Origin of the sequence: Paenibacillus sp. NRS-1760, from assembly GCF_050467785.1 — a bacterium.
Taxonomy (GTDB): domain Bacteria; phylum Bacillota; class Bacilli; order Paenibacillales; family Paenibacillaceae; genus Pristimantibacillus.
This window is the reverse complement of sequence record NZ_JBITPK010000008.1, coordinates 148,292-165,629: the sequence shown is the minus strand read 5'-3', so window position 1 is coordinate 165,629 and position 17,338 is coordinate 148,292. Positions and strand designations below refer to the sequence as shown.

Here is a 17,338-nt window from a genome sequence, read left to right as displayed (position 1 = left end):
AAAATCCTCCTTAGAGTTTAACTAACTATTTTTAATCATGTAAATGCCTGATTATATTGTGAGAATAATCACTAATGAATAGTCAGGACCATTAACATTCTGAATACCCAGTACTTCTTTATCAATCACCCAACTATTGTACATCTTTATCCTTTAATAAATCAACTTATTTTGCCCCTAAATAACGAACACTTCCCAGCTGCAATCGCTTACACATAGGTTTTTCATCATTTTTTTCTCGAAAATAATAAAGTGAAGCAATAAAGTAATTTTATTCATGATTTACAAGTGCTGATCAACATAGCAAGGGATGTTTAGAGTTTGTACAGAGCAGGATGGTATAATTAGGATTGTGCCAATTAGCATATTTTTACAATTTGATGACCACAACCAGGAGGAAAAATCATGCATGTTGATCATCTACACAAAGATTCATTTTTTAGAAGGGTTTTATTAGTTGTTATTTCCTTTATTTTGGTACTCACAGCGGCGCCGATAACGCCTGTGCTGGCGAGCTCCGAGCCGGACTCGCTGCCAATCTATGTCGGCTGGCAAAATTTTAATCATACCGGTCCTACTGCAGTTGTATCTAATGATGCGACCAGAGTGCTGAGCTTCCCGGCTATTCCGGGCCGAAATAACACCGCCACAACAGCGAACGGACGATTAAGAGTAGTGCCGGTTACGAATGATTCAAGCGGCATCGTCGTTCGTACAAATAAAATTAAGCTTGACGGCGGCTTTAGTACTTATTTTGTCATGCATTTAAATGGAAGCACTTCGTTAAATAATACAAGCTTCCCGGGACCCGCTGATGGTCTAACCTTTATTATTCAGGATAATCCGACTCCTGTTCTAGGCGGGGTAGGCGAAGGCGTAGGCTATGCCGGTATTCCAAACTCCGTAGGTGTAGAGTTCGATACGTGGAAAAACCTCGGACCTCATAAGGGGATTCAATACAATGATCCTAATCTCCCTTATAGTCTCTCAAATCGATACCATCCGGCAACCAACCCAACCGGCCCTACTGCCGATCATGTCGCTATTGTAATGAATGGCAACAATCATCATCAACAGGGCAGTGGCGACGTTATTGATAATTTGCAAGGAGCCAACTTCCGTTTGTACGATTACGCCGCAAGCAATGCTTACGTTCATGTTTGGGTTGATTATGACGATAATGGACGTCTAACTACAACTTATGGTCCAAGTGATAATCGAACGAATGCGAATAACAGATCACTGACTCGTAATGTCGGCACATCCCTTATGAACAAAGAGGTATATGTAGGTTTTGGCGCGAGTACAGGGGGAGCCAACTCCCATCATGATATTCTGGCATGGTATTTCAAAAACTCCTACGTTGACGGAGGACTAAAACCCGACGGAAATTACAAGCAAGGACCAAGTGCAGTTACAATCAATAAAGTATTCTCCACAGGTGTTGGAGCACAGACGGGTATTGATATCAAGGTCAACGGCATTAGCAAAAGTGATAACTTGCCTAATGAACAGGTTGATATTTATGTTAACAATCAATTAGTAGATGGCGAGTACAGTACAAATAGTGAGGGCGTGCTTGTTTATACCTTTGATGATTCAAGTCATCTGCAGGCCGGTAATAACAATATTACTGTAATCACCAGCAACGGAGGCACATCTGCGAGTAGCTCAGCGATTATGACTGAGGCGCCTGTGGCAAATAACATTGTTTTGTCCTATACGGCTAATGGCATTGTGACGATTAATGGCGTTCCGAATGGAGTAGCCGTAACCCTATACGACGACAATCATGAAGTCATTGCAACTTCGTCAATTGCAACGAACGGAACGGTTCGCTTGACATTGACCGACGATGGCAAGGAAATACTAGCTGGCGCCAGCCAAATTGATATTTCATATGCAAAAAATGGTGAAGTAGCCAGTAACGTAACAGCAGTATCTCCTATTTTACGGAGCAGTGCGCCTGAAAAAGAGAAAATCACTACGAATGTACCCAAAAACACAGTAACCGTTAAAGACGTCCCACCGGGCTCGACTGTTAAAGTGTATGGTGACGATGACGAGCTCATCGGTACAGCAACTAACAACGGCAATGAAGAAACAGAAGTGGTAGTCACTATTGATCCGCCAACCAAGCTTCAAGAAGGTGACACCATTGAGGTTACAATTACAGAAGAAGACGGCAAGCCAGAAAGCGAACGAGTAACAAGCATAGCCAAGCTGGAGAGCGACCCGTTGGACGAGAAAAAGATCACAACAAACGCAACGAACAATACGGTAACGATTAAAGACGTACCGCCAGGTACAACCATCAACGTATATGACAAGAACGGCGAGGTTATTGGAACAGCTACTAACACTGGCACGGAAGCAGATATCGTAGTTGAAATTAAAGAACCGCATACGCTTGTGGCAGGAGACAACATTAAAGTTACAGTTACAGAGACAGGTAAGCTCGAAAGTGAGCCAGTGTCTAGCCAAGCGAAGCTGGACAGCGTGCTTGACACAAATAACGTTAAAACGAACGCAACAAACAATACCGTAACCGTCAAGGATGTACCGCCGGGTGCAACCATTCTAGTATACGACGAGAACGGTGATGTTATCGGTAAGGCTACAAATACAGGCACATCAAAAACAGCCGTTGTCGTTACTATTGAACCTACAACCGCGCTTGCTGAAGGCTATATTGTAAAAGTTACGATCACAGAAGACGGTCATCTTGAAAGTAAACCGATATCGAGCGAAGCAAAAACGGAAAGCGCGCCGCTTGAGAGTAACAATGTGGAAACAAACGCAACGAAAAACACAGTAACCGTTAAAGACGTACCACCAGGTGCAACTATCAACGTATATGACAAGAACGGCGATATTATTGGTACAGTTACAAACACGGATACGTCCATAGCTACCGTTGTAGTTAACATTGAAGCCCCGCATGTACTTGGTGAGGGAGACTTGGTTAAGGTTGCAATTGCAGAAGCTGGAAAGCTGGAAAGCCCCTCCACTTCTAGCACAGCAAAAATAGATAGTGCCTCACCGGAAAGTTCAAAGGTTAAAGCAAGTGTATCGAATGGCAGCGTTAAGGTAGTAGAGGTGCCTGCTGGGGCGACCATTATTGTATACGACGAGAATGGTACAGAGTTGAAACGTGCGGTAAATGCCGGAGAAGAGACGGGAACCGTGGTCATCGGAGGACTTGACCTGGAGCCTGGAACCAAAATTCAAGTGACATTAACGGAAAAAGACAGATATGAAAGCAAGCCCTTGCTTATAACGGTCGAATTCACGACAGACGAAGCCATTGATGATGCACTGAGGGCCCTGCAAATCGGTTACCAAGCAAACGATACATGGGAGAGTGTTACGCTTCCTGTACTCATTGTAACAACAGGGGCAAATGAAACGATGATCGATTGGGCTTCCAACAAGCCAAGTGCAATTGAAATTTCATTGCCTGAGAATGGATCAATCAAGACACTTGTCCATCGTCATGCAAAAGATGAGAGTGTTATACTCACCGCTTCCGTTTCTAAAAATGGTGTAACGAAAACCCGCACATTCCTGTTAATTGTCAAAGCCGAGAACCTAACAAAGACAACAATCGAGAATTATCGACAAGTCCCTGTTGTTGGCGGCTCAGACAACGAGGTGAGTGAGCCGGTTGGCATTAATCGTGTTATGTTGTCAAACGGAGTAAAAATTGACAAAGCCATTTTTGATCCGGCAGCAGCAGCAAGGTTTATTAATGATCTTAGAACAAAAAACGGAGTATCAACTGTGTTTGTTGATGAGGTTGCAGGAGACGAGCCAGGTGAGATTGCTGTCGAAATTCCAGGACAATCTATAAGACTGTTAAACACAAACCAAAATACGTTGGATATACGTACAGAATATGCAACTATATCCATTGCTGCAAATGTTATTGACCGAATGGCAGATCGTTATCTTGACTTGTTTTTCCGCTTAATTCCTGTAAAAGATGCTGGTCATCAAGCGGAATTAAATACCAGCATTGTGAATGAGACAGTTGTCAGAGCAGCTGCTGGAAGCCGAAATGTTGCAGTGATCGGCTCCTCGTTGGAAATTGAAACAAACTATCGCGATTACACAACAACACTGTTCTTACCATTTGCAAAGAACGGAATCACCGTGCCTGCAAGCAACTACGACAGCTTTTTAGATTCGCTGCGAATCTTTGTAGAGCATAGCGATGGAGAAAAAGTGGTAATGAAACCTGCCGTTGTGTACAGCGGTGATACTCCAATTGGGCTAGAGATTGAAATTGACAAATTTAGCATTTTCTCCGTTATTCAGTTAACAGAACGGTCGACAGGTGGAAGCACCGTCATACCCGCTCAGCCTGTGACGGAGCAAGTGAAGAAGACCACCATCGATCCAAAAGTGGGAACCATTGTTCTTGATCTAGTTGATGGCAGCGGTAAGGTGGACACATCAGGCTTTATAGTAAAATTTAGTGGCAAGGCAGTGGAAATAAAAGACGTTAGAATGGATGGCAATCAAGTTATTATTCAGCTGAAGAATCCTATTCCCGTTGGTTATGAAGCAACCGTATCTTATAAGCCGGGCAGCGGCTTCACAGGCACTTTGAAGTCTTTCACTGACCTGAACATTGCAAACCCTGGCCATCATAATGCTTATATTAAAGGCTTCCCTGATGGCACATTCCGCCCGAATAACACGATCACGAGAGCGGAGATGTCGGCTCTACTAGCACGCAACAAAAATTTACCAAATGTTTATGAATACCAAAAGCTCTACCCGGATGTTGCAAAAGGCTTCTGGGCCGCAGCTAACATCGAGCAGCTACAAGATATTGGATTAATGATTGGCGATAAGCAGGGCAACTTCCGGCCAAATGACCGCATAACGAGAGCCGAAATGGCAATGATTGCGGCCAAATGGTTAAATGCTGATCTTAACGGACCATTCACGAACACATTTGAGGACGTATCTGATCAGCACTGGGCTGCAGCAGCTATTGCCGCTGTAAACAAAGCGGGGGTTATGATCGGTTTTGAAGATGGCTCGTTCGGTCTGAAGGAATATGTAACACGTGCGCAAGCAGTTACCATTATGAACCGTTTGCTAGGAAGAGGACCGCTTACAGGCGTGACCACACCATCTTGGCCGGATGCGACTTCTGCTCACTGGGCATTCGAGCATATTGAAGAAGCTTCAAAAGATCACTATTATACGTATCTTTCGGATGGTAAAGAGCTATTATTTAAGCAATAGCACCATCCTGCCGCTATTGAAGTGGATTCAAGCTCGACAATTCATTCATACTCAAAAGCCAAGAAAATGCTGGGTTATAACTAGCATATTTCTTGGCTTTTCTCTTACTATGCAATCAACATGAAGGACTGTAAAGCCGTGTCAAAGTCAAGATAAGCGTCATCAGTTGTTGGATTGCATTCTCTGGTAATCAGATTACGAACTTCATCTGAATACAAGCGAATCAAAAAAATAAATGCCTGATTTTCGGCTACGTTATATTTCTGAAGGCTCTATAATAAGAGCATAATCTAAGATTAGGGCGTGCAAACATGGTACCTGCAGAGCGTAACGAGGAATACTACAGGGCGTTATTAGAGAAAAGAACGGAATATGAAGGCGTATTTTATGTAGGCGTCAAAACGACTGGCGTGTTCTGTCGTCCAACCTGCCCGGCACGAAAGCCTAAATTTGAAAACTGCGAATTTTATGAGACGGCACAACAAGCGCTGCTTGCCTCCTATCGGCCATGCCAAAGATGCCGTCCGCTTTCCCACCCAAACCATGTATCGGAGGTTGTTCGCCAGCTTGTTGCTGCCGTTGAGGAAAATCCTGAAAAACGATGGAAGGAACAAGATTTCAAAAACCTTTCGGTTGATGAGTCAACAGCGCGCCGTCAGTTCAAGAAGCGGTTTCGCATGACGTTTGTTGAATACGCTCGTGCCCGCCGCATGGGACTTGCCTTGAAGAACATTAGATCGGGTCAAACGATCATTGATACTCAGCTATCTGCTGGTTATGAATCCAGCAGCGGTTTCAGAGATGCTTTCTCGCGAATTATGGGGGCCGCGCCTACATTAGTAGAGAATAGTAAGGTTCTGAAAGCTTCTTGGATCGATACACCGCTTGGGCCGATGATTGCGATTGGGGATGAGAGTGCACTTTATCTTCTTGAATTTGTTGATCGGCGAGGGCTAGAGCGCGAAGTAGAAAGGCTTCGTCAACGGACAAAATCCGTCATCATTCCAGGTGTCACGGAACCAAGCCAATCGATTGAAAGTGAATTGACCCGCTATTTTGACGGAAAACTGACCGAATTTAAAACCCCCGTCTCGTTGCTTGGATCACCTTTTCAGAAGAGCGTATGGGAGCAATTAATGAAAATTCCGCCGGGCGAAACGCGTTCCTATTCAGACATCGCCGCTGCACTCGGCAAGCCATCCGCCTATCGTGCTGTCGCTCAGGCCAATGGCGCAAATCAGCTCGCGATTATGATTCCTTGCCATCGAGTCATCAACTCAAATGGTGATTTAGGCGGCTACGGCGGTGGATTAACACGTAAAAACTGGCTATTACATCACGAGAAACAAGGAGAATAATATGACATTGGAAGAAGTGCGCTGTCCGTGCATAACCAACCGTACTTTTAAAATGAAAGACCGATCCCAGCGTTCTACACGAAGCTGAGATCGGTCTTTCATGACGGATTATCCTATAAGCTTATCCTTTTCTACAACCGTTACTTCAAGACCGCCAAACTTTGTCGCTAGCTTACTATAGATGAAGGCACTTAACATCCCAATCAAGCCGTAAACAAAAATAAGTATAACGGGCATAATAATATAAGGAATTCCTGCTGCCAGTAAGCCTGGCTTGCCAATAGCGAGTCCAATAATTGCGACTAAAAAGCCTAATGCAACCATAATGGACAATGGAATAATAGCAAAATATAATGTCGCTTTAAAAGCACTCTTCGGCCCTATTTTTATAATTTCTAATTTTTTCATAGCACTTCCCCCCTCCTTTTAATTTTATTTTTGATATATTTCCCACAATAACATAATGTTACATTATTTTCTTTTTATTTTTATTAAATTCTTGCAAATTTTCTTAAAGCTGCCCCTCACCAAATACCTCAGCCCGATACTTCTTAGGCGTTACGCCCAAAGCTCCTCACCGAAAGCACCAACTAGTTTGGGAGCCTCCGTCGCATCAAGCAGTCAAATTAACTTGAGCTGGAACGCTTCCTCGGATAATGTGGGCGTGTGTTTTCTATTCAGGCGCCAGCGGCACTTCCGGCAGCCGCATCGTTTTGAAGGGTTGTGACCCAGCTAATCCCCCTATATTGCAAGGACCCGCTACCAATGATGGTTCTTACGGCATTCATTTAACAGGCGACTATTGGGAAATTAGCGATATTAATGTAACAAGAGCACAAAAGGGGATCATAGAAGTTCACCCTATATTAATAGCTTATAAAAAAAAGCAGCCTCTTTGTCGCTTTAATATGCGACGGTTTGTGACTTGCTAAATTTAGAGCAAGTCTTTTCGTTAATGATTATCAACGAAACTAGGGGGTTATCTGGCAATGGCCTGAGCTTACTTTTTGACCGCTTCTATACGGCAGATAGCACAAGGTCTACCCTAGGACCTTGGCTTGGCCTTTCTATCGCTGCACCAGACACCGAATAAATCGATCAAAGCCCCAGTACAATTGCACTGGGGTATTTTTGTATTATTTTACATAAAAATATTAATATCTCATAAATTTATCCCTAAAAATAGTTCGAATGTTGTAACAATCGACACGAACAAACAAAATAATATAGTTATTACCGTCTATATATTAAATTTTTGGAAGATTATATACTTGTTGTTGAAATTAACAAAATAGTTTAGGAGGATGTCTATGAAACGCAAACTGATAAGCAGAAAGCTCATCCGCATAAGCGTCATTGTATTATCCACTTTGTTATTATTGGCTCAATTGGAAGCGGTGTCAAAAACTGTGTCCGCCAATGCTGCTCAGCAGCAAGCTGCATTAACGGCCTCACCGTGGGTGTCTACCCAAGTGTATTTAACCGGCGATGAAGTGAGCTACAATAACAACAACTATCGAGCCAAATGGTGGACACAAGGCGATGTACCCGGTGCTGGCGCTCCATCGAGCTCACCATGGCTGCTGCTTGAGCCAGGTACGGGCGGGGGCAACCAAGATCCAACTCCGCCTACAGCTCCAACGAATCTTGCCTCGCCAGGAAAAACCGCTAATTCAGTCACATTAACTTGGAATGCTGCAACAGACAACATTGCTGTAACTGGTTACGATATTTACCGCGGCACTACAAAAGTTGGTTCCACAAACGCCTCCACATTAACTTACACCGATACTGGCTTGCAGCCTGACACTTCGTATATCTACTCTGTATCCTCAAAAGACAGCTCCAGCAACACAACAGCAAGTACGGCCATCACCGTAAAAACCTCTCTTGCCGAACTAAATGTCGGACAAAGCCGCGTTCTAACCGAAGAACAAATTACAGCACAATGGGGCGGAATTGATCCTCAATATTCACCAGCAAACGCAGCGGCAGCCGTACAAGCCGCACTGCCAAAAACAGAATATGAAGCACTGTTCCCGATGCGTATTGGTACACCTGCATGGCACACTTTCGCTGCTAGCAAAACGTATTATAAACCTGGTCAAGTCGACTATTATTCTTATGACAACCTAATCGCTGCAGTAACAGACGTTGCAAACATTAAGTACAAGCTTGAATACCGCCAAGGTGCTACATGGAACAACCGTGTATTCCGCTTGAACAAAACAACGAAAACAGAAACACTCATTTCTCAAAATGCAGATTTCAACGCTTCATGGAATTTGACCGTACCGGTCATCTCTAAAACGGTTGATTTTGGCACATTTATTAAAGAAGGTTCCGCTGTAAACCGCAAGCGCGAGCTGGCAGCTTTCCTCGCCAATATTGCGCATGAAACAGGCGGAGGCTGGGCGACAGCACCTGGCGGCGAGCTGAGCTGGGGACTGTTTTGGAATGAAGAAGTCTCTTATATTAATTCCACAAACACAGGGTACATTCAAAGCCATGCCGAATTCCCTCCAGTTCCAGGCAAGTCGTATCACGGACGTGGACCGATTCAGCTTAGCTGGAACTACAATTACGGACTTATTAGCGGAATTATTTATGGCACTCAGAACACATTGCTCCAACAACCTGAATTAATCGTAAACGACGGCAAGCTAGGCTTTATGACAGCTATCTTATTTTGGATGACTCCACAACCGCCGAAACCTTCTGCACATGATGTAATGGTCGGCAACTGGACACCATCTGCGTCAGACATTGCCAAAGGGTTAACACCTGCTGGGTTTGGTGTAACCATTATGATTATTAACGGCAACTTTGAAGGAAACAAAGACGAGACGGACTACCGAGTCGGTCGCCGTGTTGGTCATTACCGTGACATTACGACAAGAATGGGCATCAGTATAACTGGCGAGAAAATCAATACAATTGGGATGAGCCCGTTCTAAAAAATAAATACCAAACAATAACTCCGGTCAACAACAGCAAAATAACGACTGCTCTTTCTCAGTGAAGAGCATGCTCCCCGGCCAAGTTTAATAGCCAATCGAAGCAGTTGAAAAGACTGAAACAGCAGCCCCTATTGATAAGGGCTGCTGTTTTAAGTTTAATGCAGGTATCTATCCTGCTCGAATGACTCTGCGCCTTTTCGCGTTCCAGAACTTGATCCATACGTCCCTATCATCATCGCGATATAGACGAATACCTATGATTTTAAAAGGTGTCCAAATTTCATTAAAATAGTAGTGAGGCATATAACTCCATCCTTTAATAAAAATTCCAAGTTTCAGACTCTAGGATGCACTTATTCACTTATTCCGACTTGCCAGTATATTCAGCAAAACGGTTACAGCTTCAGCTCTTGTGGCATGGTCTTGAGGGGCGAATTCATTATTACCCTTCCCCTTTACTATGCCCGCTTGTTTTACGTAAGCAACGCTAGCTCTCGCCCACGCAGGAATATCATTATCATCCGCGAAGCTTGTAGCAGCACTCGCTTCCGTAGACTGACCCAAAGCTTTAGCTAGTATAACTGCCATCTCTGCGCGTGTAATCTCTGCATTTGGACGGAAAGTACCGTCCTCATAGACATTAATAATACCTTCCTGTACCGCTTGTGCGATTGCCTTCTGCGCCCAAGCTGGAATCTTTGTTGTATCTGTGAATGACAGTTCCGCTCCCGCTTCTTGCGGCTTCAACAAATTCATCAGCATGACTGCAAATTCTCCACGTGTCACGGTATGGTTAGGCCTAAATGTACCGTCCGGATAACCTGTCACGATTCCATTACTAATCGCCTGCTTGATGTTATCTTCAGCCCAGTGTCTGGAGATATCAACTAAGCTAATCGTTGGTGTTGGTGATGGTGTCGGTTTTGGCGTAGGTACCGGAGTTGGTGTTGGCGATGGTGTAGGTACCGGCAAACCACCTCCACCAGATACAACCTCTTTTGCACGTGTAACAATGATATTGTATTGCTTCTTTGTAACACCGTCTTCGGCTGTTACGTGAACGATGAATGTGTTCTCTCCTACTGAAAGCTGTTTGAAACCTAAATCTGTTTCATTAATCGTAGCTGTTGCAGCACTCTTAGTAGCTGTAATTGTTGTACTCGTCACGTTATAGGCTACATTCCCGGTATAAGCGAATGTACCATTTACAAACTTCGGACTGAGTGTCACGCCGTTTAATGTCAGTTCGCTGAGAGTTGCATCTGAGCTTTGCGCACGCGTTACGATAACGGTGTATTTTTTTGTACTGCGGTCCTCTGCTGTGACTTGCACAGTGATGGTGTTTTCACCTACCGTCAGCTGTTTCAACCCTAGATCGGCTGCTGTAATCGCAGCTGTTGCAGTACTCTTGCTTGCCGCAACTGTCGTGCTCGTCACGTCGTTAGCTACATTTGCGGTGTACGTTAATGTACCGCTGGCAAATGCCGGACTGAGTGTCACGCCGCTTAACGTCAATGCACTTAGCGTTGCATCTGAATTTTTAGCACGCGTTACGTTGACCGTATAACTGTTTGTACTGCCATCTTCCGCTGTTACATGTACGGTGATCACATTCTCTCCTACCGATAACTGCTTCAAACCTAGATCGGATGCTGTAATTGTTGCTGTTGCATCGCTCTTGCTTGCCGCAACTGTCGTGCTCGTCACGTGATTAGCCACATTTGCCGTGTACGTTAATGTACCGCTAGCAAATGACGGACTGAGTGTCACGCCGCTTAACGTCAATGCACTTAGCGTTGCATCTGGGCTTGTAGCTCGCGTTACGATGACCGTATAGTATTGTGTGCTGCCGCCTTCTGCTGTTACATGAACGGTGATCACATTCTCTCCTACCGATAACTGTTTCAAACCTAGATCGGATGCTGTAATTATTGCTGCTGCATTGCTCTTGCTTGCTGCAACTGTCGTACTCGTCACGTGATTAGCCGCATTTGCCGTGTACGTTAATGTATCGCTGGCAAACGCCTCGCTGAGTGTGATGCCGCTTAACGTCAACGTGCTTAACGTTGCGTCTGAGCTTAATGCTCGCGTTACGGTGACGGTATATTCATTTTTCGTAATGCCGTCTTCCGCTGTTACATGCACTGTAATCACATTCTCTCCTACCGATAACTGTTTCACACCTAAATCAGCTGCTATAATCGTAGCTGTTGCAGTTCCCTTGATTGCCGTAACTGACGTGCTCGTCACGTTGTTAGCTACATTTGATGTATATTCCATTGTTTCACTATCAAACGCTGGAATAAGCGTCACTCCGCCTAACGTAAGCTCGCTAAGCGATGCATCAGCACTCTTCGGATTTCTTACATTTGACTGCACGGTCAGTATTTGCGGCTCAGACTCCGGTTGCAGAGCTGTTGCCGCTATACGAACGGAGATCGTATCATTTTCCTTAACAGCAATATTATCGATGCTTGTTTCAGAAATTCTCTCATACAAATTATTGTTGACTTTATACTCCATCGCTGAGGTAATACCGTTTAACTTGGTTGTCTCACCAATCGTTCCTGGTTCCAAAGTGCCCGTTGTCGGTGCCACCGCAGACTTGATGTTCTCGCGTGTTACCGTTAACGTTTGGTCAAGTGATGCAGGTTGTGTCATCACAGCCGCTAATCGAACGGAAATCTTTTCTCCTGCATTGACAACAATATTGTCCATGCTTATACCCGTTATTGCCGAGTACGATCCAGAGCCCACTTTATATTCCATTGCACTCGTCACGCCAGTTAGCTTTGTTGTTCCCGCACTTGTCCCAGCGGTCAATGCCGACGTTGTAGGTGCACTACCCGACTTAATATTCGCTAGAGAAACCGTCAATGTTTTTGTGCTCAATATATCTGCTGCTGTACGAATAAAGACTTTATCTCCCGCATCTGCAATAAGGTTATCCGCTTCCATGCCGGTAATTGGAATATAAGTGCTGCCGTCAAATGAATATTCCATCCCCTCTGCAACGCGGATTAATTTGGTTGAACCGCCGTCCGTTCCTTGAGCCAAGGCTACAAACGCCCATAATTGAGGATATTTTTCCGGGAGAATATACCACTCCGTATTGAAATTCCAGCTGTTAAAATGGGATTTCGTTTGCATTTCAGCGGTTGATTTCCCAATACCTCCTCCTGTATCTCCTTGGTGAGTGGTTTGACTGTCGTAGTAGCTGTTATTGGTTGAATCATAAGCTACATTACCATTCAAGCCACCTACTAAAGAACTCCCCGACACAGATCCTGTTGCGTAGCTATTGCTTACTGAGCCAAATTGAGCGACACCAATCAAGCCGCCAACATAACTTGCTCCGCTCACACTACCTGTCGCGTAGCTGTTGCTAATGGACCCGTATTGACGAAAACCAACCAATCCGCCAATATAAAAGACCCCGCTTACATTTACCGCCGCCATGCTGTTTTGTATGGTTCCATTTTCACTATAGCCAACCAAGCCTCCTACAGCGGTAGAACCTTGTACCGTTCCTGTAACGCTGCTGTTGCTAATTTTTCCATAATTAGTACCAGCCAGCCCTCCTACGTTGCTGCTTTGACCAATTATATTAACATCTTCCAATACCATATTTGTAAGGGTGCCCTCTGCATTCACAGAACCAAATAATCCTTTGTTTCCAGCGTAATTAGTATCGATTTTTAAATTTGAAATTGGATATCCGCTGCCGTCTATATATCCTTTAAACGGCTCAATATCATTTCCTATCGGCTCCCAGTTTGCGAAACCGTTTAAATTAATGTTTGCTACGAGCTTGTAATAAGTGCCGCTATCCATATTATTTCTAACCTCATTAAGATGATCAGAGGTTTCTATGAGATATGGATCACTTATTGTACCCGCTCCTGCTCCTGGATACAGCTTTCTAACAAGCTGGCTTACCCCTACGTCTGGAAAGCCAGACGCGGATATGTTGATATTATGATTGCCTTTTGCCAGGACGCCGGCTTTTATCGTGATTTTCCCGTTATTGACCGTATATTCCGTTCCCATAGCGAGAGTGGCAGATCCATCCTTCACCGCCGTGATCGCTTGGCGCCACTCCGAATCGTCAGCGAACGTAAGCTCAATATCATTCGCATTATTGTTATCCGTCGTGTCCGCTATAACTGTGGGCGGGGTGAACATGATAGCCGTAATTTCTAACGGCAAACCGTAAGGCGTGTTATCGCTATCCAAAAAAGCCCCTGCATCAATCTTTATGGCGTTTGCCGCACCAACTAGATTGTCTTTAAAATTGATTTGAAGCGTGCTAGTTGTTGCGTTCGTAACGGTATCGTCTGCATCAAGAGCTGTAAAGTCGCCGTCACTTGTTTTTTTAATGGTAATCTTGCTTTTCAAATCCTCTAAAGTGCCAGCTTGTTTCGCATATACGTTAAACGTAACCGTTAATGTCTTATTGTAATTACTAACCACTTTGGTCATTTCACCAGAATCAAGCTGAAGGTTACGGTAATAACACTTTTTGGGGGTTCCTGCAGCAGGATCACCGAATACGTCATTTGAACAAGCTATACTGTTAGTCGCAATTTTTGTATTAAAGCTATAACTACCATCATTACCCCAGTATCGTACTTCTTTTGTTCCTTCAAAGCCGCATGTAGTACGCTCATCCGCACAATATGTCCAACCCGCACTGCCGTCTGGGCCAACGTTTGGCGCATCTGCAAATGCAGGCAACGCAAGAGACGACGAAAACAATGAAAAAACCATTAAGCCCAATAGTAAACGAACCATATAACCTTTTAACAATACTCGCGTCGAGCCTGATATTCTTTTTTTAAACATCGCTTTTTTAACTCTCCTATGGATAGACTTTAGTGATTCTAGGTATTTCACAACTATAAAGATAAGGCCGCAGTACAAACATTTAAATCTAGTTCCTAAGTATTACGAACTACTAATTATTTCCCCGATTTCAGCTTTATTCATTTTAGACTTATAGCTTTTATCCCCCTTTTATACTAATTTATTGTTGTAGATTATCTTTTTATGTCGAATCTCCTAATGGTCCCTCTAACTATAAGACTATATTTTCAAAAAAAAAACTCCCCGAATGGGGAGGTATGCGTAAGAAAAAGGGGACCTATTATACGATTAGCATTAATTGTTTGGCATGCTGCAACGCCTGCACCCGATTGTTTACTCCAAACTTTCTGTACACATTTTTTATATGAAACTTTACAGTTTCAGCCGTTATGTTCAGGCGACTAGCGATTTCCTTGTTTGACAATCCGCCCGCAATCCACAATAAAACCTTTGTCTCTTGTTCGGTTAGCAGGACTTTGTGCGATTTGTCCTCTACTTGTATGACAGTAAATGCTTGAAGCAACTGTCTAACATACTCCAGTGAAACCATGGGAGGAGCGGATAAAACTTTTTCTCGCTTTCCCTTCATATAAGCAGTCAGCAGTTCAGCTACTATAGGTCCTTCATCGATAAAGCTGCGTACATACCCCTCTGGTTGCCCTAAGTGTAATGCCTTCTCCAACTGTTTCCTGGCAGCCTCAGTATGACCCAAACGTTGATGCATCACGCTTTGCATAATTAAAACTTTAATTTGATCGCGGAGACGATCCTTCTTCTCTACTATACGATACATCTGTTCCAATAAGAAAAGCGCTTCTTCTATCCGCTCACACGCTGCAAGCACTCTGGCCAAAGATAGATACTCTGCCATTCGAGACAATGGAACCTCATCCGTATGTGCCAGACCACATCTTTGCATCCAATCAAAAGCAGCTTGGGGCGAACCTTGCTGCAGTGATAAACAAGCTTGTTCCGCTTCTATGCCCAACATAAATAATTCGAAATCAGGTGAGTCAATTTGTCGTGTCAACTGAATGAGCAGCTCTGATGCACGGATTGGAATTCCTTTGGCTTGCTGAATTCTCGAAGCACTTATATAATTCGGAATCATAATCCGGGCATATGGCACGATGTCCCTACGCTCAATAGCCTTATTTACATATAGCTCTGCCTCGTCCAATCGATTCCACTCGTATAGCAATTTGCTATAGGAAGCGTATAAAAAACCGATAAAGGGATATTCTTTTTTATTCTCCCAAACGTTAATCCATTCCAAGAGGAATGTGTCTACGGCTTGAAGATCATTGATATGCGCCAAATGATCATCAAATATATCATAAGCTTGATGTCTGTTACGCCCCATCGTTTGAAAAAAGCTGCCTTCCGGCACATATTTCTCTACCAACTCGAGGTATGTCGACAGTCGCTCCAAGTCCTTTTGAAGATACGAGGAAATAGAATAAAAAAAGTAGATATTGCCCATGACCTGGCGCCATTCCACTTCGCTCATCTTTCCCTGCAGCGCTTGTAGGCGAGTTTCTACTTCCCCAATTCTTATGAAGGCGGCTTGCCATTCTCCGATTCCTAGTAAGACCGAAATATACAATAAATCAATCATTGGTTTCTCTGCAAAAGCGTTTTCCGGTAAAAGCGATACCCACTTAACTAACAAAACCGTTTTCGAATGCACTAACTTATGCAAATTTTTCTCTATTAAACGGACAGCTTCCTCTATCTGCTTTCCCTCTAAGTAATGGTCTACTGCTTCTTCGTCAAAGCCACGATGCTCCAGCCAAGCAGCTGCTTGATTATGTACTTGCATCCACTTTTCCGAGTCTGTTCGAAACAATATTTGTTGCAAAAAATCTGAAAGCAGATGATGGTACCTATACCAATTTCTCTGATCATCCAACGGGATAACAAACAAATTCAGCTGCACTAATCTCTCCAATTGCTCCTGACTATTCGGGTGGCCCGTTACAGCCTCGCACAATGAATGATTCATCCGACTTAAAATAGAGGTTTCCAATAAAAAAGTGCGTATGGATGCCGATTGATGCTGAAATACTTCTTCCAATAAATAATCGGATATATGATGCTGCTGACCCTTAAATTGTTGAATGGTCGCAGCTATGTTATCACTTCGCTTCAGAGAGATTGCTGCAAGCTGCAAGCCGCTGATCCACCCTTCTGTCTGATGGAACAGCTCCGTCACTTGTTCTTTAGACAATGATAAATCAGTCGTATCCCGAAAAAAAAGAACGCCTTCCTCCAGCTTAAAACGCAAATCGTCGATGACGATTCGGTGTAAATCACCTTTTGCCAGCAGTCTGGCGGTAGGTATCGTCAACTCGGTACGGCTTGCGATATAGAGATGAATCTGAGAAGGCAGATGTTCGAGCAAATAGGCCATGGAATGGTTTATAGAGGAAAGTTCAATAACGTGATAGTCGTCAAGAATGATGACAAGCTCGCTGGTTAATTGGCTGAGCTCATTAAGCAGCGCTATAATGGCAAGCTCCGTCGAAGTCGATGAACCTTTTTCGAGCAGCACCCCTACTGTGGAGCCAAATCCGGTAATTTTTTCCTGAATAGAAGCTATGACATATTTCCAAAACTGAATCCAATCATTATCCTGCTTGTCGAGTGAAATCCAGGCAACAGCTGCATCGCATTGCCGCACCCATTCACTTAAAGCTGTCGTTTTCCCGTATCCAGCCTGCGCAGAAATAAGCGTCAACTTGGCTTCCATTCCCGCATTAAGCATATGTATTAGCCGTGGCCTTGGTACTAAAGAGTTACGCACATGGGGGATGTGAAGTTTTGTACTTACAATCAATGAAAGTTCCTCCGTATACCTGTTGCGATTGGTAGAACATAATTTTTAAGGTT

The 17,338-nt window shown here is 43.9% G+C and carries 6 protein-coding genes; 3 read left to right on the top strand and 3 right to left on the bottom strand.

Annotated features, from left to right (window positions below; genetic code table 11):
* Positions 1-405 precede the first annotated feature (405 nt).
* Both ACIFSR_RS07835 and ACIFSR_RS07830 read left to right on the top strand, forming a co-directional pair.
* Positions 406-5,262 (top strand): S-layer homology domain-containing protein, encoded by a 4,857-nt coding sequence (locus ACIFSR_RS07835; protein ID WP_430056446.1) that lies wholly within the window; start codon positions 406-408, stop codon positions 5,260-5,262.
* Positions 5,263-5,573: 311 nt separating this feature from the next.
* Positions 5,574-6,620, top strand: a complete 1,047-nt coding sequence (locus ACIFSR_RS07830) for a bifunctional transcriptional activator/DNA repair enzyme AdaA (RefSeq protein ID WP_430056444.1) — start codon at positions 5,574-5,576, stop codon at positions 6,618-6,620.
* A 108-nt stretch (positions 6,621-6,728) separates the two neighbouring features.
* Here ACIFSR_RS07830 and ACIFSR_RS07825 read toward each other — a convergent pair whose 3' ends face one another.
* Positions 6,729-7,028, bottom strand: a complete 300-nt coding sequence (locus tag ACIFSR_RS07825) for a hypothetical protein (RefSeq protein WP_339205687.1) — start codon at positions 7,026-7,028, stop codon at positions 6,729-6,731.
* A gap of 902 nt (positions 7,029-7,930) precedes the next feature.
* Between ACIFSR_RS07825 and ACIFSR_RS07820 the strand changes: the two genes are divergently transcribed.
* The gene (locus ACIFSR_RS07820) at positions 7,931-9,577 is read left to right on the top strand and encodes a glycoside hydrolase family 19 protein (protein ID WP_430056442.1); all 1,647 of its coding nucleotides are present in this window, start codon (positions 7,931-7,933) and stop codon (positions 9,575-9,577) included.
* Between the two features lie 360 nt (positions 9,578-9,937).
* Here the strand turns inward: ACIFSR_RS07820 and ACIFSR_RS07815 are convergent, their stop codons facing one another.
* Positions 9,938-14,425 carry a cadherin-like beta sandwich domain-containing protein gene (locus ACIFSR_RS07815; RefSeq protein WP_430056440.1) on the bottom strand — a complete coding sequence of 1,496 codons (4,488 nt, stop codon included), beginning with the start codon at positions 14,423-14,425 and terminating at the stop codon, positions 9,938-9,940.
* Between the two features lie 301 nt (positions 14,426-14,726).
* Entirely contained in the window at positions 14,727-17,285 is a 2,559-nt protein-coding gene (locus tag ACIFSR_RS07810; RefSeq protein ID WP_430056438.1) for a LuxR C-terminal-related transcriptional regulator, read from the bottom strand.
* Positions 17,286-17,338: the final 53 nt, after the last annotated feature.

Coding starts and splice junctions, on each gene's coding strand:
- ACIFSR_RS07830 (WP_430056444.1), top strand. CDS start 5,574: ATGGTACCTGCAGAGCGTAACGAGGAATACTACAGGGCGTTATTAGAG.
- ACIFSR_RS07835 (WP_430056446.1), top strand. CDS start 406: ATGCATGTTGATCATCTACACAAAGATTCATTTTTTAGAAGGGTTTTA.
- ACIFSR_RS07815 (WP_430056440.1), bottom strand. CDS start 14,425: ATGTTTAAAAAAAGAATATCAGGCTCGACGCGAGTATTGTTAAAAGGT.
- ACIFSR_RS07825 (WP_339205687.1), bottom strand. CDS start 7,028: ATGAAAAAATTAGAAATTATAAAAATAGGGCCGAAGAGTGCTTTTAAA.
- ACIFSR_RS07820 (WP_430056442.1), top strand. CDS start 7,931: ATGAAACGCAAACTGATAAGCAGAAAGCTCATCCGCATAAGCGTCATT.